The organism is Nostoc sp. MG11 (assembly GCF_014904695.1).
Taxonomy (GTDB): Bacteria; Cyanobacteriota; Cyanobacteriia; order Cyanobacteriales; family Nostocaceae; genus Komarekiella.
In genome coordinates this window covers 1-20826 of sequence record NZ_JACXXN010000035.1, presented here as the reverse complement: position 1 = coordinate 20826, position 20826 = coordinate 1, and the positions used below count along the sequence as shown (strand labels likewise).

At 41.8% G+C, this 20826-nt stretch carries 18 protein-coding genes and 1 pseudogene; 5 read left to right on the top strand and 14 right to left on the bottom strand.

Annotated elements, in window-relative coordinates; translation table 11 throughout:
• Positions 1-32: 32 nt before the first annotated feature.
• Positions 33-2000, top strand: a complete 1968-nt coding sequence (nblS, locus tag HCR01_RS28985; protein WP_193199479.1) for a two-component system sensor histidine kinase NblS — start codon at positions 33-35, stop codon at positions 1998-2000.
• 7 nt (positions 2001-2007) lie between these two features.
• On the opposite strand, the gene HCR01_RS28980 is transcribed toward nblS, so the two are convergent.
• The 5 genes from HCR01_RS28980 to HCR01_RS28965 form a co-directional block, all read right to left on the bottom strand.
• Positions 2008-2925: an ABC transporter permease gene (locus HCR01_RS28980; RefSeq protein ID WP_193199478.1), complete on the bottom strand. Its 918-nt coding sequence runs from the start codon at positions 2923-2925 to the stop codon at positions 2008-2010.
• A 61-nt stretch (positions 2926-2986) separates the two neighbouring features.
• Positions 2987-4072, bottom strand: coding sequence for an ABC transporter substrate-binding protein (locus HCR01_RS28975; RefSeq protein ID WP_193199477.1), 1086 nt, complete (start codon positions 4070-4072; stop codon positions 2987-2989).
• 38 nt (positions 4073-4110) lie between these two features.
• The gene (locus HCR01_RS28970) at positions 4111-4401 is read right to left on the bottom strand and encodes a four helix bundle protein (protein ID WP_320073202.1); all 291 of its coding nucleotides are present in this window, start codon (positions 4399-4401) and stop codon (positions 4111-4113) included.
• Positions 4329-4484 (bottom strand): hypothetical protein, encoded by a 156-nt coding sequence (locus HCR01_RS40560; protein WP_320073203.1) that lies wholly within the window; start codon positions 4482-4484, stop codon positions 4329-4331. Before HCR01_RS40560 ends, HCR01_RS28970 begins: the two co-directional genes overlap by 73 nt.
• 161 nt (positions 4485-4645) lie before the next feature.
• Positions 4646-5773, bottom strand: coding sequence for an ABC transporter ATP-binding protein (locus HCR01_RS28965; RefSeq protein WP_193199476.1), 1128 nt, complete (start codon positions 5771-5773; stop codon positions 4646-4648).
• Between the two features lie 311 nt (positions 5774-6084).
• Here HCR01_RS28965 and mrdA (HCR01_RS28960) point away from each other — a divergent pair, with 311 nt between their 5' ends.
• Entirely contained in the window at positions 6085-7929 is a 1845-nt protein-coding gene (mrdA, locus tag HCR01_RS28960; protein WP_193199475.1) for a penicillin-binding protein 2, read from the top strand.
• 321 nt (positions 7930-8250) lie between these two features.
• Entirely contained in the window at positions 8251-10089 is a 1839-nt protein-coding gene (gene mrdA, locus HCR01_RS28955) for a penicillin-binding protein 2 (RefSeq protein ID WP_193199474.1), read from the top strand.
• A gap of 65 nt (positions 10090-10154) precedes the next feature.
• Here mrdA (HCR01_RS28955) and HCR01_RS28950 read toward each other — a convergent pair whose 3' ends face one another.
• Together HCR01_RS28950 and HCR01_RS28945 are read right to left on the bottom strand one after the other, a co-directional pair.
• Positions 10155-10952 carry a Uma2 family endonuclease gene (locus HCR01_RS28950; RefSeq protein WP_193199473.1) on the bottom strand — a complete coding sequence of 266 codons (798 nt, stop codon included), beginning with the start codon at positions 10950-10952 and terminating at the stop codon, positions 10155-10157.
• Between the two features lie 166 nt (positions 10953-11118).
• A complete protein-coding gene (locus tag HCR01_RS28945) occupies positions 11119-11928 on the bottom strand; it encodes a D-alanyl-D-alanine carboxypeptidase family protein (RefSeq protein ID WP_193199472.1) in 810 nt (269 codons plus the stop codon).
• Positions 11929-12023: 95 nt separating this feature from the next.
• On the opposite strand from HCR01_RS28945, the gene HCR01_RS28940 reads away from it, so the two are divergent.
• Positions 12024-12941 carry an AEC family transporter gene (locus tag HCR01_RS28940; protein WP_193199471.1) on the top strand — a complete coding sequence of 306 codons (918 nt, stop codon included), beginning with the start codon at positions 12024-12026 and terminating at the stop codon, positions 12939-12941.
• 57 nt (positions 12942-12998) lie between these two features.
• On the opposite strand, the gene HCR01_RS28935 is transcribed toward HCR01_RS28940, so the two are convergent.
• The gene (locus tag HCR01_RS28935) at positions 12999-13517 is read right to left on the bottom strand and encodes a phosphoribosyltransferase (protein WP_193199470.1); all 519 of its coding nucleotides are present in this window, start codon (positions 13515-13517) and stop codon (positions 12999-13001) included.
• A gap of 73 nt (positions 13518-13590) precedes the next feature.
• On the opposite strand from HCR01_RS28935, the gene HCR01_RS28930 reads away from it, so the two are divergent.
• The gene (locus HCR01_RS28930) at positions 13591-15045 is read left to right on the top strand and encodes an MFS transporter (protein ID WP_193199469.1); all 1455 of its coding nucleotides are present in this window, start codon (positions 13591-13593) and stop codon (positions 15043-15045) included.
• A 422-nt stretch (positions 15046-15467) separates the two neighbouring features.
• Here HCR01_RS28930 and HCR01_RS28925 read toward each other — a convergent pair whose 3' ends face one another.
• From HCR01_RS28925 to nadC, 6 genes and pseudogenes are all read right to left on the bottom strand, one after another.
• Positions 15468-16094 (bottom strand): DUF4126 domain-containing protein, encoded by a 627-nt coding sequence (locus HCR01_RS28925; protein WP_226889706.1) that lies wholly within the window; start codon positions 16092-16094, stop codon positions 15468-15470.
• Positions 16095-16269: 175 nt separating this feature from the next.
• Entirely contained in the window at positions 16270-18099 is a 1830-nt protein-coding gene (locus HCR01_RS28920) for an ABC transporter ATP-binding protein (RefSeq protein WP_193199468.1), read from the bottom strand.
• Between the two features lie 398 nt (positions 18100-18497).
• Positions 18498-19053, bottom strand: a pseudogene (locus HCR01_RS28915) (Uma2 family endonuclease).
• A gap of 134 nt (positions 19054-19187) precedes the next feature.
• The gene (locus tag HCR01_RS28910; RefSeq protein WP_193199467.1) at positions 19188-19910 is read right to left on the bottom strand and encodes a hypothetical protein; all 723 of its coding nucleotides are present in this window, start codon (positions 19908-19910) and stop codon (positions 19188-19190) included.
• 52 nt (positions 19911-19962) lie between these two features.
• Positions 19963-20139: a hypothetical protein gene (locus tag HCR01_RS28905; RefSeq protein WP_193199466.1), complete on the bottom strand. Its 177-nt coding sequence runs from the start codon at positions 20137-20139 to the stop codon at positions 19963-19965.
• Positions 20140-20287: 148 nt separating this feature from the next.
• On the bottom strand, positions 20288-20826 hold a 539-nt coding region (gene nadC, locus HCR01_RS28900; protein ID WP_193199465.1), incomplete at its 5' end, for a carboxylating nicotinate-nucleotide diphosphorylase.

Genomic DNA, 20826 nt, shown 5'->3' with positions numbered 1-20826 from the left:
TACAGCAAAAACTGCTAACAACTTTATTTAAGATGCTAGTTCTGTTAAAAACAATCCGAGAAGCGATCGCCAATTGGTGGTCAGAATTCACCCTCCAAACCAAGCTGTTGGCCGTCGCCACTTTGGTGGTTTCGTTGGTGATGAGTGGTCTTACTTTCTGGGCGGTGAATACAATTCAGCAGGATGCGCGTCTGAATGACACCCGTTTCGGTCGTGACTTAGGGCTACTGCTTGCTGCCAACGTTGCTCCCCTGATTGCTGACCACAATCTCACTGAGGTTGCCCAGTTTTCGCAACGCTTCTACAGCAGTACCTCTAGTGTGCGTTACATGCTCTACGCTGACGAAAGTGGGGAAATCTTCTTTGGGATTCCTTTCTGGGACGCGCAGGTAGAAAACTCCCTCACCATTGAGCGGCGAATCCAACTACCAGAAGATTACCCTGGTGATGGGGAAAAGCCGATGGTGCGGCAACACATGACTCCAGATGGGGCAGTCACCGATGTGTTTGTTCCTCTAATTGTTAATCAAAAATACTTAGGTGTATTAGCGATCGGCATTAATCCCAACCAGACCGCTGTCATCTCCACTAATTTCACCCGCGATGTTACCATTGCGGTTTTTATCACGATTTGGGTAATGGTGATTTTGGCAGGAGTGATTAACGCCTTAACCATCACTAAGCCAATTAAAGAACTGCTAGTAGGGGTAAAACAAATTGCTAGCGGGAATTTCAAGCAACGCATTGATTTACCTCTAGGGGGCGAATTAGGAGAGCTAATTTTAAGCTTTAATGACATGGCGGAGCGCTTAGAGAGTTATGACGAGCAAAATATTGAGGAAATTACGGCAGAAAAAGCCAAGCTAGAAACTCTGGTTTCAACGATCGCCGATGGTGCTGTGCTGATTGACAACAACATGCAGGTGATTTTAGTCAACCCTACAGCAGAGCGAATTTTTGGTTGGGAAGCCGCTGAAGTAGTAGGTAGTAATGTTTTGCATCACTTACCCTCAGCAGTCCAAATGGAAATTACCCGTCCCTTGTACGAAATGGCAGCAGGTGAGTGTGAAAGTGCTGAATTCCGTATTTGTCTCAATCAACCCACCAAGCGCACAATCCGTATTCTGTTGACTACAGTACTCAACCTGCAACGAGAAAGCATCAAAGGCATTGCTATTACTGTGCAAGATATTACCCGCGAGGTAGAACTCAACGAGGCAAAAAGTCAGTTTATTAGCAACGTTTCTCACGAATTGCGAACGCCTTTATTTAACATCAAAACCTACATAGAAACTCTGCACGACTACGGCGAAGAATTGGGTTTAGAAGAACGGCAAGAGTTCCTAGAAACTGTGAATCATGAAACCGATCGCCTAACTCGCCTAGTGAATGATGTTTTGGATTTGTCAAAACTCGAATCTGGTCGCAGTTACAGCTTCGATGGAGTGGATTTAGCGCAAGCGATCGAGCAAACACTGCGTACTTACCAACTCAATGCTAAGGATAAAGGTGTTGAACTAATTCAGGAAGTCGCTCCAAATTTGCCGCTAGTATTGGGTAACTATGATTTGTTGGTACAAGTATTTGGTAATCTGATCGGTAATGCCCTCAAATTCACCACGGCAGGTGGTAAAGTTGCAATCCGCGCCTACCAGCTAGATCCCAAACTCAACTCTTCTGGAACGCTACGCGAACACAATCAGTCTTCTCAAGTGCGGATTGAAATCTCCGATACTGGAATTGGCATCGCCACAGAAGACCAACACTCAATTTTTGAGCGCTTCTTTCGTGTAGAAAACCGAGTTCATACCCTAGAAGGCACTGGTTTGGGTTTATCGATTGTGAGAAATATCATCGACAGACATCGTAGTAAAGTCCATTTAGTGAGTGAAGTCGGTGTTGGCACTACTTTTTGGTTCGACTTAACTGTCTTTGATGAGGAAAAACCACTGAAGTTGGTTGATCTGACTATTGAAACACCCAAAATTGCGACAGCCTAAAGGCTATTTACTGTTTGGGTGTAGCCTCACCCAATTTAATTAAAAAGGCGATCGCAATACTGACAAATAGAATTAACGTCATACTCAAAGCTGAACCAAATCCCCAATTTTGAGTAGCTCCTAAAAACTGGTTATAAACTAGCCGCGCCGCCGTCATACTAGAAGCACCACCAAGTAATTCTGGGTCGATAAAATCCCCTAAGCCTGTGATAAATACAAGCATGGAACCAGCAGCAATTCCAGGCAAAATTTGGGGTACGGTCACTTGCCAAAAAGCCTGCAATGGATTTGCACCTAAATCCGCTGCTGCTTCTAGCAATCGCTTATCTAGCTTTTCAAGAGAAGCATATAAAATTAAAACCATGTAAGGTAATAAGCCGTAGCTCATACCAATTAATACGGCTGGAATTCGGTTAAGTAATTCCAAAGTCGGCAAGCCTAAATTAGTTAGCAAACTGTTTAATAAACCAGTAGGACGAAGAATTGTTATCCAAGCATAAGAACGCAGTAACGAAGAAGTCCACAAAGGTAAGACAAAGGCTATTATGAGCAAGTTTCGCCAACGCTTTGGTGCTATCTGAGCAATCCAATAGGCGACGGGAAAGCCCAAGATTAAACAAATTATGGTAGTACCAAACGCTAAAAAGAGCGATCGCCAAATTACTTGTAAGTAAAGAGGGTCAAGTATCCGTATGTAGTTTTTGAACCCACTGGGGTTGACTACATCCCCAGGTCGAATATCAGGCACTAAACTCAATTCAAAAATTATCAATGTTGGCAACACCAACAAAAGCAATAACCAAATTCCAGATGGTGCAAGTAATGTTAACGCCTCTACCCAGTTGACTTGGGGACGGGGCAACTTTGGGACTTCAGCAAGATTATCGGGGGAATCTAGTTGAGAATGATGAATTTGATTAGACACAATCCTAATTTATTATTTAGAAGTTACAAATTAATACTCTTGATCCTTGACCCTTGCCTTTTTAACTACTAGTTAATTCAGTCCAATAACGCTCATAAACCTCATTAAATTCTCCTAGAGGAGTAATACGTTCACACTTTTCTAAAAGTGAGTCTGGAGGAAATAAATTAATATTGTCTTTGATTTGCTTTGGCAATTGCTCAAATCCAGCGCGATTCGGCGTAGCAATGCTCAGACGTTGGCTAATTTGGGCTGCTACTTCTGGTTGCAGAATTAAGTTAATCCAAGCATAAGCTCCAGACGGATTAGGGGCTGTTTTAGGAATTACAATAGTGTCAGTCCATAGTGAAGAACCACTGCGAGGAATTACATATTTTAGTTTAGGATTTTCTTGAGAAATCCTCACTGCATCTGCTGAATAACACATTGCCAATAATAAATCTCCTGCCAGAATTTGATTTTGCCAAGCATCTGTGTCAAAAGCTGCGATCGCAGGCTTCAATACCTTCAATTTTTCATAAGCTTGTTTGATTTCTGTTTCATTTTGTGAGTTGTAAGAATAACCCAGCATCCGCAACACTGCACCCATTACCTCTCGAACATCATTGAGCAAGGTTATCCGCTTATTAAGTTGTTCCTGGTTTCGCCAAAGATACTCCCAATCTTCTGGTGGATTTTTAATGTTTTCGGAGTTGTAAAGTAAACCTGTTGTCCCCCAGTTAAAAGGGATACTGTAGCGATTATTGTGGTCATAACTAGGATTACTAAACCGTGGAAATAAATTCTCTAAACCAACTAAGCGATCGTGATTTATTTCTGTTAATAAACCTTTATCTACCATCTTCTGTACCATGTAATCAGATGGGTAGATAATGCTATAACTGCTACCACCTCCAGCTTGAAATTTAGCCAGCATAACATCATTGGAATCATACACATCTGCAAGCACTTTCATGCCAGTTTGAGCGCTAAAAGTTTTCAGTAATTCTTTGTCAGTATATTGCGTCCACGTATAGATATAAAGTTGATCACGTTGCTCAGAAATAGTAGAATTAGCTCGCACATCAGCTAGCCTCCAGCCACAACTAGTCAAAGAAAGGCTAGAAAGTGCTGCTAACTTTTTTAAGAATTGTCGTCTGTTTGTCATTTGTCAGGAGTCAAGGATCAAGGGTCAAGAGTCAAGGGTTATTCTTTTTCTGAGACATTACCAATAGATTTGAGATATGAATTTAATTTGGATCTAAGTTCATCAATGATTAATTTGAGTTTATCTACTTGTTCAACTGTTAATAAATTACGCATATAAGCTCGTCTTAACCGATGTTGAGTTTCGTTTAAAGAACCTCTTGCTCTTTTAATGAATCTTCTGTTGTCTTGATAACTGCCTCTACCAACACCTTCCGCTATATTTGCCCCAATACTATCTGCTGAACTACCATCTGTGTACCCATAGTATTTTTGGCAAATATATCCCATCCGTCAACTATTTTCCAAATTTCATCAGCTAATTTCTCTGCTAATTTATAAACTCGTAATTCTTGAAAATAACTACTAGACATCTATGGAGTATAAATCCTTAACCCTTAAATGTTGACCTTTGACTATTGACCAATATCTAAACAATCAGTTATCTAAATAATCAGTTGAATTTTGACCCTTGAACGCCACTTGCTTCAAGTCGGCAGAGCCGCCCAACGCAGTGGCTCCCCTTGACTTTTGACTATTGACCAATAGCTAAACAATCGGTTTCTGCCCACCAAGCGTAGATGGGTGTATCACGGTCTGGCAAACTTCCAAAAGTATTGGGTTGTAATACATTGATGCTGATGCCATTTATTAATTCCACAACGTAATTGATGTGAGTACCCAAATACATAACGTTGATTAACCGTCCTTCAAAGCAGTTAGCAGGCAAATTGGGTGGATAAAGCGAAAGCTGTATTTTTTCTGGGCGCAGGCTTACTACCACCGCTTGAGATAATTCAGTTGGTGTATCTTCAGCACGACTGATGACAATTGAGAGTCCCGTTTTCGTCAAAATTTGAATGTTGGAAGAGTCTACTGCAACGATTTCACCACTGAATAAATTAGTATCGCCAATAAAATCAGCGACAAAAGATGTGCAAGGACGCTCGTAAATTTGCTTAGGAGTACCTACTTGCTCAATTTTGCCTTGATTCATCACAGCAATGCGATCGCTCAACGAAAGCGCCTCCTCTTGGTCGTGTGTCACCATAACAAAGGTCAATCCCAGGTCTTTGTGTAAATTGGATAACTCAACCTGCATTTCTTTACGTAGTTTTAAATCTAACGCTCCTAATGGTTCATCCAGCAGTACGACGGCGGGACGATTAACCAGGGCCCTTGCCAAAGCTACCCGTTGCTGTTGACCACCAGAAAGTTGATTGGGAAAGCGCGATCGCAAACTTTCCATTTTCACGAGTTTTAAAGCTTCTTGAACTCTACTAGCAATTTCTGATTTGTGTAGTTTTTTTAGCCGTAGTCCAAAAGCGATGTTATCCCACACATTCAGATGGTTAAACAGAGCATAACTTTGAAATACAGTGTTGACGGGTCGTCGGTAAGGAGGCACATTAGTCATTGGCTGACCCTGTATCAAAACTTTACCGGCGTCAGCTTTTTCAAACCCAGCAATTAAACGTAGTGTAGTGGTCTTGCCACACCCAGAGGGGCCTAAAACACTAAAAAATTCACCCTGTCTGACATCCAAGTCTATTCCGTGTACCGCTGGTTCTTGGTTAAAAAACTTGAACACATTACGTAATTCAACATCTAGTGGTTGAAAGGTCGTTATCCCCCTTTGATTCTGCATGACAGGTTGAGCCATAATCTTCAGTAGAATGCAGTGATATTACGTGATTTTGATAATTGATGTAGCCTATTAAGCAAACTAAATTACCACACTTTGGTTTATTGTATCCGGCAAAAACAATTGCTCAAAAATATACTCGCCCTATTGTTACGCAATAAATACTGAGATAGTTAAAAACTTATATACAGTTAATACTGATGGCAATATCACTCTTTGTCTTGTACCAATTCTCTAGAAGGAAGACTACAGATATAAACCTGAAAACCCAAATTACATCTTCCTGTTGTCAATTACGTTTAGCGTAGCCCCAGAGTGAATTGGTTATTATGTCTTTATTCCCATCACTAGGCAATAAAAAAGATACACGTACAGTAGGACGTGGTTTTCAACCAATATTTTTAATCATATTTACCTTATTGATGATTGGTGGTATCGAAGCCCGTCTAGCATATTTGCAAATTGTTGAAGGCCCAAAACTTCGGCAACGAGCAGAGGCGAACCGGGTTCGATTGATTCTTAAACAACCCGAACGAGGCAATATTTTTGACCGTAATGGCAAACTGTTAGCCAGTACTCGCTATCCTAGCTCTGTATATTTGTGGCCAATGGCTCATACCAAGCCTTCCTGGTCAGTTGTAGGACCGCGTTTGCAGAAAATTCTTAACATCCCGCAAGAAGAGATGGAGAAGAAATTAGAAGAAGCAGGTGCTAACTCTTCTTCACTTATTCGGATTGCTCGTGATCTCAATGAGGCGCAAATCACAGCAGTGAAAGAATATAAAAACGAACTCAAAGATGTAGAAATTAATATAGATGCCGTACGCTATTACCCTCATGCTCAAGAATTAGCACATATATTGGGTTATACACGCGAACTGACCGCCGAACAGTTGACACAAAAGAAGCAGGAAGGTTATCGCCTGGGAGATGTAATTGGTCAGATGGGGGTAGAAAAAGCTTATGAAAAAATGCTCCGGGGCGAATGGGGCGGTCAGCAGGTGGAAGTGGATGGTGCTGGTCGGCCAATCCGGGTTTTGGGAGAGAAACAAGCAAAACCTGGCAATGACTTGCACTTGAACATAGACTTGGATGTGCAAAGAGCAGCAGAAAAAGCTTTGGGAAAATACCAAGGTGCGATCGTCGCACTTGACCCAAATAACGGTGCTATTTTAGCAATGGTGTCTTATCCTACCTTTGACCCAAATATTTTCTCCAAGCAAAAACTCTCCCAAAAAGATTGGGAAAGCGTACAAGGTAAAGACCATCCCTTGGTTAATCGTGCCCTGAGTGCCTTTCCACCCGCCAGTACCTTCAAAATTGTCACCACGACAGCCGGGCTAGAATCGGGTCAATTTTCTCCTGACACAGTACTACAGACCTTTGGTTCCCTGACTATTGGTGGAGTAACTTTTGGTGAATGGAACCACGCCGGATTTGGCCCATTGGGATTTCCAGGGGCGATGGCTATGAGTAGTGATACCTTCTTCTATCAAGTTGGTAAAAAAGTCGGTGGCCCAACTTTAATCGAATGGAGTCGCAAATATGGGTTTGGTCAAAAAACTGGTATTGAGTTTGTCAATGAAGAATTGAAAGGTTTAGTTCCAGATGAAATATGGAAACTGAAAGTTTTGAAGACACGCTGGACTGTAGGCGATACTATTAATATGTCAATTGGTCAAGGCGCTCTACAAGTAACGCCTTTACAAGCGGCAATTATGTTTTCTGTTCCAGCTAATGGTGGATATCGAGTTAAGCCACATTTGCTTAGAGAGCATAAAGCAAACATCTGGCGAGAACCTATGAATATGAGGCCAATAACTATCAAAGTTCTCCGCGATGGACTGCGGAAGGTAGTAACTGATGGTACAGGTAAACGCTTGAACGTGCCATCAATTGCCCCAGCATCAGGAAAGAGTGGGACTGCTGAAGCTGGTGCTGGTCGCCCAAATCATACTTGGTTTGGTGCTTATGCCCCCAGCAATAAGCCGGAAATTGTAGTTGTGGCGTTTGGTGAAAACTCCGGCGATCATGGTGGTACTGTTTGTGGGCCGATGGTCTTACAAGTGCTAGAAGCTTATTTTCAGCACAAGTATCCAGGCAAGTATGAAAAACCTCAATCTGAAGAATCAGCAGCTAAAATTCAGAATTCCGGGAATATTATTGGAGACTAGATCAAGGCTCAGTTCGCCTCATATCCAATAGACTTGGATCATCTAGACTAGTTTTTAGTTGAAACGTTGAAGAACATCATTCTTTCTGATTCTGTATCGAAGATTTTGAGTCATAATTTTAAGTATAGTTTTCTGCTTAATTATGCTGGAATAAATATTATCGTATATTTAGCATACTAAATATAAAATTGTAGTTTATCGTATTAATTTAAAATGATTAATTAACATCAGACTATCCTAATTATTTTGCTGCTAAATACTCGCCAATAATTTAGCAAAATTGTATATAAATAATATTAATTCTAAAATTATCTTTATCTTATGGCCCTATTGCAACCATCTCCACTGAGCATCAAAAAAAATACACGTACAGTCGGACGCAGCTTCCAGCCAACATTTTTAATTATATTTACCCTATTGATGGTGGCTGGAATCAGCACTCGTCTGGCATATTTGCAAATTATTGAAGGGACACATCATCGAAAGCGAGCAGAAGCGAACCGGATTCGGTTGATTCCTAAACACCCAGAACGCGGCAATATTTTTGATCGTAATGGCAAACTTTTAGCCAGTACTCGCTATCCTCGGTCTGTATACTTATGGCCGATGGCACATACTAAGCCCGCATGGTCGGTTGTGGGATCGCGTTTATCCCAAATTCTCGACATCTCCCAAGAAGAGATGGAAAAGAAGCTAGAAGATGCAGGTGCTAACTCTTCTTCACTCATTCGGATTGCTCGTGACTTAAACGAAGCACAAATCACGGCATTGAAGGAGTATGGAAACGAACTCCAAGATGTGGAAATTCATACCGAAGCTGTTCGCTATTATCCGCATGGCAAGGAATTGGCACATATACTAGGCTATACACGCGAATTGACCGCTGAGCAGTTAAAAGAAAAGCAAAAGGAAGGCTATCGATTGGGCGATGTGATTGGTCAGATGGCAATCGAAAAGGCTTATGAGAAAACGCTGCGGGGTGAATGGGGTGGTCAGCAAGTGGAAGTAGATGGTTCTGGTCGGCCGCTGCGAGTTTTGGGCGAGAAACAAGCAAAAGCCGGTAATGATTTGCACTTGACCATAAATTTAGATGTGCAAAAGGCAGCAGAAAAAGCTTTAGGCGATCGCAATGGTGCGATCGTGGCACTTGACCCTAAGAATGGTGCTGTTTTAGCAATGGTATCTCACCCTACCTTTGACCCAAATATTTTCTCCAAGCAGAAACTTACCCAAAAAGATTGGGAAACTGTACAAGGCGCAGACCATCCCTTGGTTAATCGTGCCCTCAGCGCCTTCCCACCCGCCAGTACCTTCAAAATTGTCACTGTGACTGCTGGGCTAGAATCGGGTAAATTTTCTCCTAAGACAGTCCTACAAACCTACGGTTCTCTAAACATTGGTGGAACTCGCTTTGGGGAATGGAATCACACCGGATTTGGGCCGTTAGGTTTTGTTGGGGCATTACAGTGGAGCAGCGATACCTTCTTCTATCAAATTGGTAGGGGAGTTGGTGGCCCAACTTTGATTGAATGGACTCGCAAGTATGGATTTGGCAAAAAAACTGGACTTGAGTTTGTCAACGAAGAATCAAAAGGCTTGGTTCCAGATGAGATATGGAAACAGAAAGTTTGGAAGATGCCTTGGACTGTAGGTGACAGCATTAATATGTCTATTGGTCAAGGTGCTTTACAAACCACACCTTTGCAAGTTGCGATCATGTTTGCTGTGCCAGCGAATGGCGGTTATCGAGTCCAGCCGCACTTACTCAAGGACAATGAAGAAGCAAGAAGCTGGCGAGAATCTTTAAATATGAAACCGACTACTATAAATGTCCTCCGCGAGGGGCTGCGGAAAGTCGTGGCTGAAGGTACAGGTAAGGTTTTGAACCAGCCAACAATTCCCCCTGTGGCTGGTAAAAGTGGTACTGCTGAAGCATGGAAGGGTCGTGTTAAGCAAAATCACGCTTGGTTTGGTGCTTATGCACCCGCTGAAAAGCCAGAAATTCTCATCGTGGCATTTGCCGAACATTCCGGCGGTGGCGGTGGTAGCGTTGCTGCCCCAATGATCTTACAAATTATGGAAGACTATTTCCAGCGAAAGTATCCAGGCAAGTTTCAAAAACCAGAGATTGAGAACCCAATAAATAGCCGTCGCAACTAAGGATAAGGGGAAGGGAGAAGGTTGCTCTGAAACCCAATATTCGGGGCTGATTCTTCCCCTATTCCCTATTGTAGATTTTCTCCTAACTCCCTCAACCTTGCAGCTAAACGTTCTGCGCGTTGATGTTCGGCTTCTGCGCGTTGATGTTCGGCTTCTGCGCATTGATGTTCGGCTTCTGCACGTTGGCTTTCGGTTTCTGCGCGTTGGTGTGCTGCCTCCTCTGGTAAGAAAACTAAATTTTCTTCGCGATCATAAAATCGCAACCAAGTTGCAGTTTCTCGGTCTATTGTTCCTTCCCAAGTTCCCAACCAAAATCCTAATGTTTCGCACCACAAGTAACCTTGCTCATTAGCAACTAAAGGCTGATAGCGAAAATTTACATCTAATCGCCATCCTTGTAAAGAATTGGGATCAAAAGGGTCAAAAACGAAATAGTCTCTAGTTTTAAAAACTTTTTCATAAAGATTTTTTTTCTCCCCCATATCCACATTTCTTGTTGAGGGGGACATTAATTCGACAATTACATCAGGATAGCGTCCGTCCTCATCCCACACAACCCAACCTTGACGAGAACGATTTCCTTCGACGTTGAGAGCTACAAAAAAATCCGGCCCCCTGAAATCCCGATTTCGCACCTGAGTACGACTATAGTAAACAAACATATTACCACCGACGAAGTAATCATTGCGGTCTGACCAAGCTTGTTGTAACGACCGAATTAAAACGTTCATGGCAATACGGTGGCGGTTACTTTCCAATGGTTCTCCGTCATCAAATATTAAATCTGTCGGTGGCAAAGGAGGTTCCCAGTCTGGGACAGGAGGCGTTGGGAAACTCTGGTTTTGAGTAATATTAGTTGACATCGCATAACCTCCCAACTTGAGATTTATTGAGATTTGTCTTAATTCTTGGCAATATATTCATTATTTTCTAACAAAAAATCTCCAAAAGGGTGCAGTGACACGAAGCTGAAACACCTCCGGCGTAACAAACAAAGTCAGATGATTCCATTAGACTGTGCGATCGCTTTTATTGTGGTATCTGAGCGGGTTTCAAATTTCTGGCTTTGTAGAACGTTTCTAAGCTGTTGCGATCGCCCACATAACGCCAGTGCCAAGGCTCATAACTCACACCCTGAGCGTTGTCTTTAGGAAATGACATCTCAAAGCTGAAGCGTGCTGCATTCGCTTGTAGCCACTGATAGGCTTTGGTATTGTCAAAATTGACTTGGAGATTAGTTGCTGGTACTGCTCCATCTCCAATGTCCACAGCATAACCTGTGTGATGTTCGCTATGACCAGGAGGAGCACTGAGGGCTGCTCTTTGAGCTGGGGTTTGATTTCGCTGAGCGCTAACATTAAAAAATAACTGTTCCTGCTCTTTCACCGAACGAAAGCCAGAAATTGGCGCTAGAATTACACCTGCACTCCGCGCCGCTTGTGCCATCGCCTGAAACTTTTCAGCAGCAGCTTTTCGCATTTTGATCCACCCATTGGCGTTAATCGTTACTAATTCCGACTCAGGTGCTTCCGGGTATGTTAAATGTCCCAACAGAGCATCGCCACCATTACCTTGGGGATTGACAGAATTACTAAATTCTGGTTTGGGTGCTGGTGAAGTTTGAGAATCAGCGGTTTTTTTGGGTGCAGTGACGAAAAACAAAAAACCACTAATCAAAGCTAGCACGACAAATCCCACTACTCCCCCAATCAGCAAAACCTGGGTGCGTACACGTACCTTAGTTCCTAAATCAGGAGTATCGCGTAAAGCCGCTGGAATATCATCACCAGGCTCACCTGATGAGCTTTGCGGTTTTCCAGAAAACCCAACTTTATTCAAAGGTCAACTCCTGCTTTTGATTTATAACAGATTGTAGACTGGACAGAAATAAACATATTGGGTAACATTTTACATCTGTATTCCTAGGCGTAATCTTGACAAATCTCCTAGAACTATACGTCAAGCTGGTGGGATTAGTCCTAGTAGGATTTATTTTGGGACGTAAATTACCTAACACAGTGCCCAATCTTTTGGGGCAAACACTTTTCTGGGTGGGAGTACCTATAAGCATAGTAGCTTTTTTACGCCAAGCTGACTTATCGGCGCAAATTTGGATTGCACCTGCGATCGCCTATTTAGCTATTTTACTAGGGGCATTTTTAGCTTGGTTGGGAATTAAAGTGCAAGCCTATTTCACAAATACCATTCCCCAACAATCAACTCAGGGTAGTTTAATCCTGGCAGCAATGGTAGGTAACACAGGTTATCTAGGCTTTCCCATCACTTTAGCAATAGCTGGACAAGAGTACTTTGCCTGGGCATTATTCTACGATTTACTGGGGTCACTCTTCGGAGCTTATGCCTTGGGTGTGGCGCTTGCATCTCATTTTGGCAGCAGCGTCAGCAATTATTGGCAAATTGCTAAAGCAATCTTAATTAATCCTGCTTTATGGAGTTTCGGCTTAGGCTTACTGTTTCGACAGGTAAAAATCCCCCCAGTAGTGGAATTCTGCCTAGAAAAACTTGCCTGGAGTACTGTTGCTTTGTCTCTGGTGTTAATTGGAATGCGACTCTCGCGGCTCAATTCTTGGCATAGCCTACCACAGGCAGGGATAAGCTTAGTAATCAAAATGCTGCTAGTTCCCTTGATTTTAGGAAGCACTTTACCATTTTTTGGTGTAACTGGTTCCGCCGCACAGGTGATTGTGTTACAAATGGCAATGCCTCCAGCCTTCGCCACCCTAGTAATTGCCGAAACCTTCAATCTTGATTGCGATTTCGCTGTGACTGCCTTAGCAGGCGGAGGTATTGTATTACTGCTGACTCTCCCAGTTTGGCTGTGGCTGTTTTGATTTAGTTATTTGTCATTGGTCATTTGATCCTCTACCCTCGCTTCTCCTCCTCCCCGTTCAGCATGGCTGACTTATCTTGGCTGCAAGTTCTGCGGGATTCATATACTCGTAGTGTTCAAAAGGTTGATGAATCCAAGGGTTGTCGGATAGGTAATCTACGTAGTAATCAGGTGTTATAACTGAACAGGCTTTATACCAAAGTACCGCGGTGCGAATTTCTTCAATTAGGAAATCGCTATTTTGCTTGAGCCAAGGTATAGTTTGCTGGAGTGTGATCCCAGAGTCTACCAAGTCATCCACAAGGAGAATGCGCGAACCTAACTTCTCGGTAGTCATTGTCAAGTGATGCGAGAAGATTAAATTACTTCTTTCCTGCTTGCCAGGGCCACTGTAAGATGATGCTGCTAAAATTGCCAGCGGTTGCTGGTATATACGAGACAGAATATCTCCAACTCGCAGTCCTCCTCTAGCAAGACAGATAATCTGGTTGAATTCCCAACCGGATTGATAAATCTGAATAGCCAGTTGTTCGATTTTTTGGTGATAATCTGACCAAGAAACGTAAATGTCTGGCATAAGGTTGAAGGAAGTGATTAATCGCTAGTAAGGCAAACGCAAGCTTTTTATTTTAGTATGATCGCAAGATATTATGAACGATTCAACCGCTGATGGCGATGCCCAACGAACTCTTGAAAGTGAAAAATTGCCTTTTAAAACAAAACTGGCTTATGGTGCAGGGGATTTAGGTCCAGCGATTACTGCAAATATCTCCATCTTTTTTCTGCTAGTTTTCTTTACCAATGTTGCTGGTATTCCGGCGGGTTTAGCTGGCAGTATTTTGATGATTGGTAAAATCTGGGATGCGGTAAACGATCCAATGGTTGGGTTACTGACTGATAAAACAAAATCTCGTCGTTGGGGTCGTCGTCTTCCTTGGCTGTTGTATGGAGCAATTCCCTTTGGAATTTTCTTTTTCTTGCAGTGGATTGTACCGCAATTTAGTGCTGAACAGAGTAATAACATTTGGCCGTTATTCTGGTATTACGTAGCAATTGGGTTGATATCTCAGGTTTTTTACACCGTTGTAAATTTGCCTTATACGGCAATGACTCCAGAACTAACTCAGGATTATGACGAACGTACTAGCCTCAACAGCTTTCGCTTTACGTTTTCCATTGGTGGCAGCATTCTATCGCTGATTTTATCGAAAATTGTTTTTTCTCAGATTGCCGATCGCCAGCAACAATATATAGTTTTAGCAGCAATTTGCACTGTAATTTCTATATTGTCGTTGTATTGGTGCGTTTTTGGAACACGCGATCGCATTTTAGCTTTTGAAGCAAAACGCATTCAACTTGAAGAACCGCCATCTATTCCCATCGGCGAACAGCTAAAAATCGTCTTCAAAAATCGACCTTTTCTATTTGTTATCGGTATATATCTTTTTTCTTGGTTAGGCGTGCAGATAACAGCCAGCATTATTCCTTACTTTGCAGTCAACTGTATGCGCCTCCAAGAATCAGACGTACCTACAGTTATGATTGCAGTCCAAGGAACCGCCTTAGTTATGCTATTTGTCTGGGGTGCATTGAGCAAAAAAGTGGGGAAAAAAGTTGTTTATTTTATGGGAATGAGTTTATGGATAATAGCAGCAGCCGGACTGTTTTTTTTGCAGCCTGGTCAAATAGGTTTGATGTATTTAATGGCTGTGATGGCAGGTTTTGGAGTTTCCACAGCTTATCTAGTTCCCTGGTCGATGATTCCAGATGTAATTGAATTAGATGAACTCCAAACCGGACAACGCCGAGAAGGGATTTTTTACGGCTTCATGGTTTTGCTGCAAAAATTTGGTTTAGCTTTCGGGCTATTTATAGTAGGTAATGCTTTGCAAGTATATGGTTTTAAAGAATCTGTACCAGGACAAAGCACACTACCCATACAACCTGATTCTGCACTATTAGCTATTCGCATAGCCATTGGGCCTTTGCCTACTATTTGTTTAATTTGTGGCTTATTTTTAACGTATTTCTACCCTATTACTCGCGAGATGCACGCGGAAATCATGCTAAAACTCAAAGAACGGCAGGAAATGAAGGGGAGATGACTGGATGTGCGAGGGTAGGAAAAGCAGGACAAATGACAACTGAACTTTTGACCCTTAACTCTTAAACAAATGACTTTTTACCAGGCTTATACGTTACCTGGGTTAGTGAAGATATTACCCAGACCAATAGCAGATAATATAGGAAACCCGAGAGGATTCCCAGACTTGGTTGTAAACACGAGGGCTAATCGTTAAAGTGTCTGGAAATCCTCGCAAGCTCAGCTTAACACCCTTCAAGAACTTAACGGTTGGTGTTTCACCTGCACCTCTACCAAAAGTATGAAGTAAATATTACGAAATAATGTGATTAAAAACACATCACGCTTATTGGACTTTTATTACAAGCTTTTGTAGGCTCGTAAAAATAGCAAGTAACGCGATGTGCAACTTTATTGTTATGCTGTTCGTGTTAGCAAATCTCTTTATGAAGAGACAGTTTGATTAGGTTGAGAAGATGACTTGCTACTAAAGAACTTCCAGATTCTTTGAATAGCTATTATTAGAACACCAATTACAATGATTCCCGCTACCACTGGTAAAGCGATCGCTAATACAGACAGTACAATAGCGATAACCAGTTCAGTGGTTGAAAAAACTGGATTAGTTAATCCACCTGAGACACCCGTAGACCCAAGCCGCAAGATGTTCATTAATCCCTTAGTTAACCCGGCGGTTCCACCACCTGCAACTAAAGCTAACGTCCATTGCGCCAGTGGATTCATCTCAGGAGCAAGAGATGCTGTTACAATCGTCCCAGCAATAATTGCCGCAGGCGTGGAAACAATATCCAGCAGATGATCCAACCAAGGAACGTAATAACCGCTGATTTCAAGCAAACAAGCGATCGCAAATACAATTAAAGCTTGAGGTGTTTCTACCCAATCAAAGTCAGTGGGCAAATCTAAATGTCCAACAACTGAAGCTACACTTAGTGCCAGCAGTGGTACAAAAACTCTAAAGCCAGCCGCCGCGCTTAAACTGATACCCAGTAATAATTCGATAAATGTATTGAGATTGAATAAAGTATTGAAATCAATAGTAGGACTCAAGTTATCCTCCTAATGGTTTTTCGATTTTTGAGCTGATGGGAGCGACAACTCTAAGCTTTGATCACAGGATAAGAGACTGTGCAGAAATATTTCATCCTACTATATGGGTATTGACAACGCTTTATCTGGTGAGAGTCGTGCATTAACTTTATTACCGTCAATGCCATCTCCTTTCCTACTGATACCCTGCTGCTTGTAATGAAAACAATCTGGCATAGCGCCCTTTAACCTGCAACAATTCCTCGTGAGTTCCCTGTTCCACAACTTTCCCATCTTCTATAACCACAATTTTATCGGCCATACGTACCGTCGAAAAACGATGGGAAATCAAGAATACCATCTGACTTTGAGTAAGGCTGCGAAAATGATTAAAAATATCAAACTCAGCTTGGGCATCCATTGCCGATGTTGGTTCATCCAACACCAAAATATCAGCTTGAGTTCGCATAAAAGCACGTGCCAGAGCAATTTTCTGCCACTGTCCTCCAGAGAGTTCCTGTCCTCCCTTGAACCAACGGCCAAGCTGGGTTTGGAAGCTTTGGGGCAATTGTTGAATAAAAGGTTGCGCCATGCCTTTTTGGGCAGCAATTTGCCAACGCGTTTTGTCTTCTAGGTACTCTACATCACCCACGCCAATATTTTCCCCTACAGTAAACTGGTAGCGAACAAAGTTTTGGAAAATTACACCAATGCGACGCCGTAGCACATCTACATCCCATTCCTGCAAATCCAAACCTTCTAGTAAGATACGTCCAGAATCAGGGGTATAAAGTCGAGTAAGTAATTTGATTAAAGTAGTTTTACCAGAACCGTTTTCACCGACAATTGCAAGTTTCTCTCCGGGTTTCAATTGTAGCGAGATGTTTGTCAAAGCAGGCTTTGAACTTCCTGGATAACTAAACGATACATTCTCGAAGCGGATACCATCTTGAGGATTTAAACCTTTGATAGCTTTCCCCCAAGATTTTGGGACTTTTTCTTCTAAAAAGTTGTATAGATTTGATAAATATAGGTTGTCTTCATACACCCCTCCAATATTCGTGAGGATACCAGAGAAAGTAGACTGTCCTTGACGGAATACAATTAGATACATTGTCATATCTCCCAAGGAAACCCTACCCACCGCTGTTTCCAGGACAATCCAAGCGTATGCCATGTAAAAAGCGGCAGTACTCACTAAACTTAGAAGATATCCCCACAGTCCGCGTCGCAGAGTTAGATCTCGGTCTTCGCCGTAGAGTTGATGAAAAAGGTTGCGATAACGTCCTAGTAGCATCTGACCCAACTGGTAAAGTTTGACTTCTGTAACGAAGTCTTCTCTCGCCAGTAGATTTTCTAAGTAATGCTGTTGGCGGGTTTCTGGCGTACGCCAACTAAACAGGCGAAAGGCTTCTCCAGCAAACTTCGTTTCTGCAATGAATGCAGGCATAGCTGCCAAAATCAGCGCCACTACTGCCCAAAGTGAGAATTTAACTAGTAAAACGCCATAGGTAACAAGAGAAACAGCACTTTGCACTAGCCCAAAAGTGCGGTTTATTAGGGAAAGAGGACGAACTGATGCTTCTCGCCGTGCATTGCTCAATTTATCATAGAATTCTGAGTCTTCAAATTGCCACAGATCGAGTGTCAGTGCCTTTTCCAGAATAAGTACATTCACTCGCTGACCAAGTAACGCTCGTAACAACGACTGACAAACACTGATTCCTCTTTGACTACCTGCTAGTAAAACTACAGCGAATGCTTCTAATCCCACGTATAACAGAGGGTGAGAACTATTGATAAGACTATTGTTCTGTGTATTACCCTGTGAAATAAAAACTACTGCATCAACAATTAATTTACTGATGTAGGCGATCGCAGCTGGTAAAAGACCAGCCACTAAAGTTAAAGTAGCCAGAATAATGGTGAGTGAGTGGCTAGTAGTCCATACCAAGCTTACAGCCCTTCCACTGTAGCGAAAAACCATCAGTGATTGGTGTAACGCATTTCGTTTCACTCTAGGCATTTTTTAGTTTCCATTGGACTGTAGACTTTGACCAGTTATCTAAACAACAGCCGTGCTGGGTGTGCTGCAATTCGATTCTTAACCGGCTTGATCGCGCGGCCCGTTGCTTTCTCACTATCCAGTTTTCCAAGTCTTTGACCAATGTCATTTTTTAGGCGTGCTTATTTTGGTTCAATACTAGTATAAACCTACTACCAAAAGGCTTTACCGTATAAGTCTGAGCCGCCTGTAACTTTCCTTTTTTACTGTCACCCGATGCTTTCAGTAAAGCAACCAACCAAAAAGATTTTTGAATGAATGGTTCACCTAGTACTGTTACTATAAATTGCACCCAACCGAGAACCACCATAATCTAGATGAAATTCAGGAAATTGGTAAAGCGATCGCACACTTTACACTCACCTACCGACGACAATAGCACCTACTGATACAGCTACATTCGGAAATGCAACTGGATAAATTATCCCAACCGTTAGTGTAAACTTTGATCTATATTCCCCATCTTGGGGGTCTTGAAACATCACAAGCTGTCTTCTTTTGAGGTTAACTACCCAGATTCAGGAATGTTGACCTCTGCATAGATTTTAGTTTTCGTTTCTAAGTCCTTGTCTAAACTGGAATCTGAATATTCAATCAGCCAAAAAATATTTTCAGGATAAGGGTGATGTTTTAGGTATTCACGCCCTAATCATTGCACAATAGCAATGTCAGGCTCAGGCTCAGAGTTGTTAGAGAGCGTAATTGGCTTATCTAGACGAATAATTGCGCGCGATCGCCTAACAATTTAATTAGATATTCCCCTGCTTCACTACTGAAATAAGCGTGAGGTTCCCCTTCCGGTGATATTTCGACAATTTCCCCCTTGAGTAGTTTCACACGCCGATCATCCAAGATACCTGCTGCAATCATGCGGTGATACTCGTCTATTGTCCATTTAGCAGTAGTTAGGGTCATAGCGATCGCTAGTCTTCGCTCTTGTTATTCACATCCTAGCCTAACCAAAATTAGCCCTTCATCTAAAAGATAGAGAATAGAAAAGAAGCTATTGGGATCACTCGTTTATTTCACGCGACATAGTGTTAAAGCTCTTACTTCTTACGTAAACTCTCAATTTGGGTAGATTTAGCTTCACCATAGATCATCTCTCTAGCCCAATGTTCGCAGTTATAGCTCAGTTTGTTCCAAAGTTTATCTTTTGCATTAAGAATTTTCTCTCTTGATTCGTGGATACGAGCTTCAATTTGGCTATCTATAACTGATTCTGCACGTTCTTTAAATATCCAATCCGATGTGTAGCAAGCAAAATGAACATACCCAATTCCCACATCCACAATTCTACCTTCTGGTTTTACTGTCTCACCTGTAAAAAAGTGTGCAACCCTATAACCATTGGGGGTAGCTCTCACAACACCATAATGATCGTAATCTCTAGCTTCCTGATCTTTACATGGGTATGTAACTAAATCATTTGGACGTATCATCTGACCATTGTTATCAAATATGTCAGGTTCTCTATCTAAAAGTATGATTAGTTGCGAAAGTCTTGCTAACTGAGTATCTATGATTTCCAATAAAGTAGCAGACCACTTTGAGTTATAGTCATTTACATAATTTTTGCTCTCTTTATATTTATTTATCACCCAGGCTTGATGCTTTTGTAGTCTGCAAACTGCTTGGAAGTGTAATTCTGTACTAATTTTAACAAAAGCGCTATCAAAGTCTATCTCTAAAATCTCAGAAATAGCTTGACAAGTTTTAATAATAGTTTGATCTCTTGTATGCTTTGATATTTGACTAATTGCATTCTTCACAGTGTCGCCGTCATACAAACGATCCTGTACTTCGGCGAACAATCGAAGAATTTTAGAAGGATTTGGGTGCATTGAGATTGATCTTGGAATTTGATCTCTCTGGTTCCTGTTTTTCTGTCTTCTCATTGAGCTTTTTTTCAATGTGATGTTCAAATGCCGTTAAAGCTATTTTCGACGAAGAGAGAGCAATATTTGATGCAATTTTTTCACCATTAATGCCGCTAGACATATAATTTTTGTTCCTTATTTATAGATATTTTTAAACCTTTCAATTAACTTTAATCGATTTTTGATTACAGATACACCTGTATAATTACGTGAAATTAAAAGTTTTCTTGACTCATTCGAGATTTTAGAATTTTACGGATCGCTATTATTTAAAGTGGAATTTTCATACTCAAATCCAACCACTTCGACTGAGTAATCGGTGCACTACTAGAAATATAGTCCACTCCCGTCTCTGCTACAGCACGAATCGTGTCCAAAGTCACATTCCCTGATGCTTCAATTTTAACGTGGCTATCCTGCTGACGAATCAACTGTACCGCCTGATGCATCATTTCCAAAGGCATATTGTCCAACATAATAATGTTGGCTTTGTACTGTAAAGCTTCTTTCACCTGCTCTAGATTTTCAGTCTCTACTTCTATTGTCAGAGGATAAGGTATCCGAGAACGAATGCGAGTAATTGCTTCTCCGATTCCTCCAGCCGCCGCAATATGATTGTCCTTAATCATCACCGCATCATCCAACCCCATGCGGTGATTAATCGCCCCACCCAAAGCAGTCGCGTATTTTTCCAAAAGCCTCAGTCCTGGAGTTGTTTTGCGCGTATCGACTAACTGAGCAGATAAATCGGCAATTTGCTTTACGTATATATTAGTGAGGGTTGCAATCCCACTCAACCGCATAGCCA

Bases quoted from the DNA above. Each gene is read 5' to 3' on its own strand.
- nblS (WP_193199479.1), top strand. From the start codon at position 33: ATGCTAGTTCTGTTAAAAACAATCCGAGAAGCGATCGCCAATTGGTGG.
- HCR01_RS28975 (WP_193199477.1), bottom strand. From the start codon at position 4,072: ATGACAAACAGACGACAATTCTTAAAAAAGTTAGCAGCACTTTCTAGC.
- HCR01_RS28970 (WP_320073202.1), bottom strand. From the start codon at position 4,401: ATGGGATATATTTGCCAAAAATACTATGGGTACACAGATGGTAGTTCA.
- HCR01_RS40560 (WP_320073203.1), bottom strand. From the start codon at position 4,484: ATGTCTAGTAGTTATTTTCAAGAATTACGAGTTTATAAATTAGCAGAG.
- HCR01_RS28965 (WP_193199476.1), bottom strand. From the start codon at position 5,773: ATGGCTCAACCTGTCATGCAGAATCAAAGGGGGATAACGACCTTTCAA.
- mrdA (WP_193199475.1), top strand. From the start codon at position 6,085: ATGTCTTTATTCCCATCACTAGGCAATAAAAAAGATACACGTACAGTA.
- mrdA (WP_193199474.1), top strand. From the start codon at position 8,251: ATGGCCCTATTGCAACCATCTCCACTGAGCATCAAAAAAAATACACGT.
- HCR01_RS28950 (WP_193199473.1), bottom strand. From the start codon at position 10,952: ATGTCAACTAATATTACTCAAAACCAGAGTTTCCCAACGCCTCCTGTC.
- HCR01_RS28935 (WP_193199470.1), bottom strand. From the start codon at position 13,517: ATGCCAGACATTTACGTTTCTTGGTCAGATTATCACCAAAAAATCGAA.
- HCR01_RS28930 (WP_193199469.1), top strand. From the start codon at position 13,591: ATGAACGATTCAACCGCTGATGGCGATGCCCAACGAACTCTTGAAAGT.
- HCR01_RS28920 (WP_193199468.1), bottom strand. From the start codon at position 18,099: ATGCCTAGAGTGAAACGAAATGCGTTACACCAATCACTGATGGTTTTT.
- HCR01_RS28905 (WP_193199466.1), bottom strand. From the start codon at position 20,139: ATGTCTAGCGGCATTAATGGTGAAAAAATTGCATCAAATATTGCTCTC.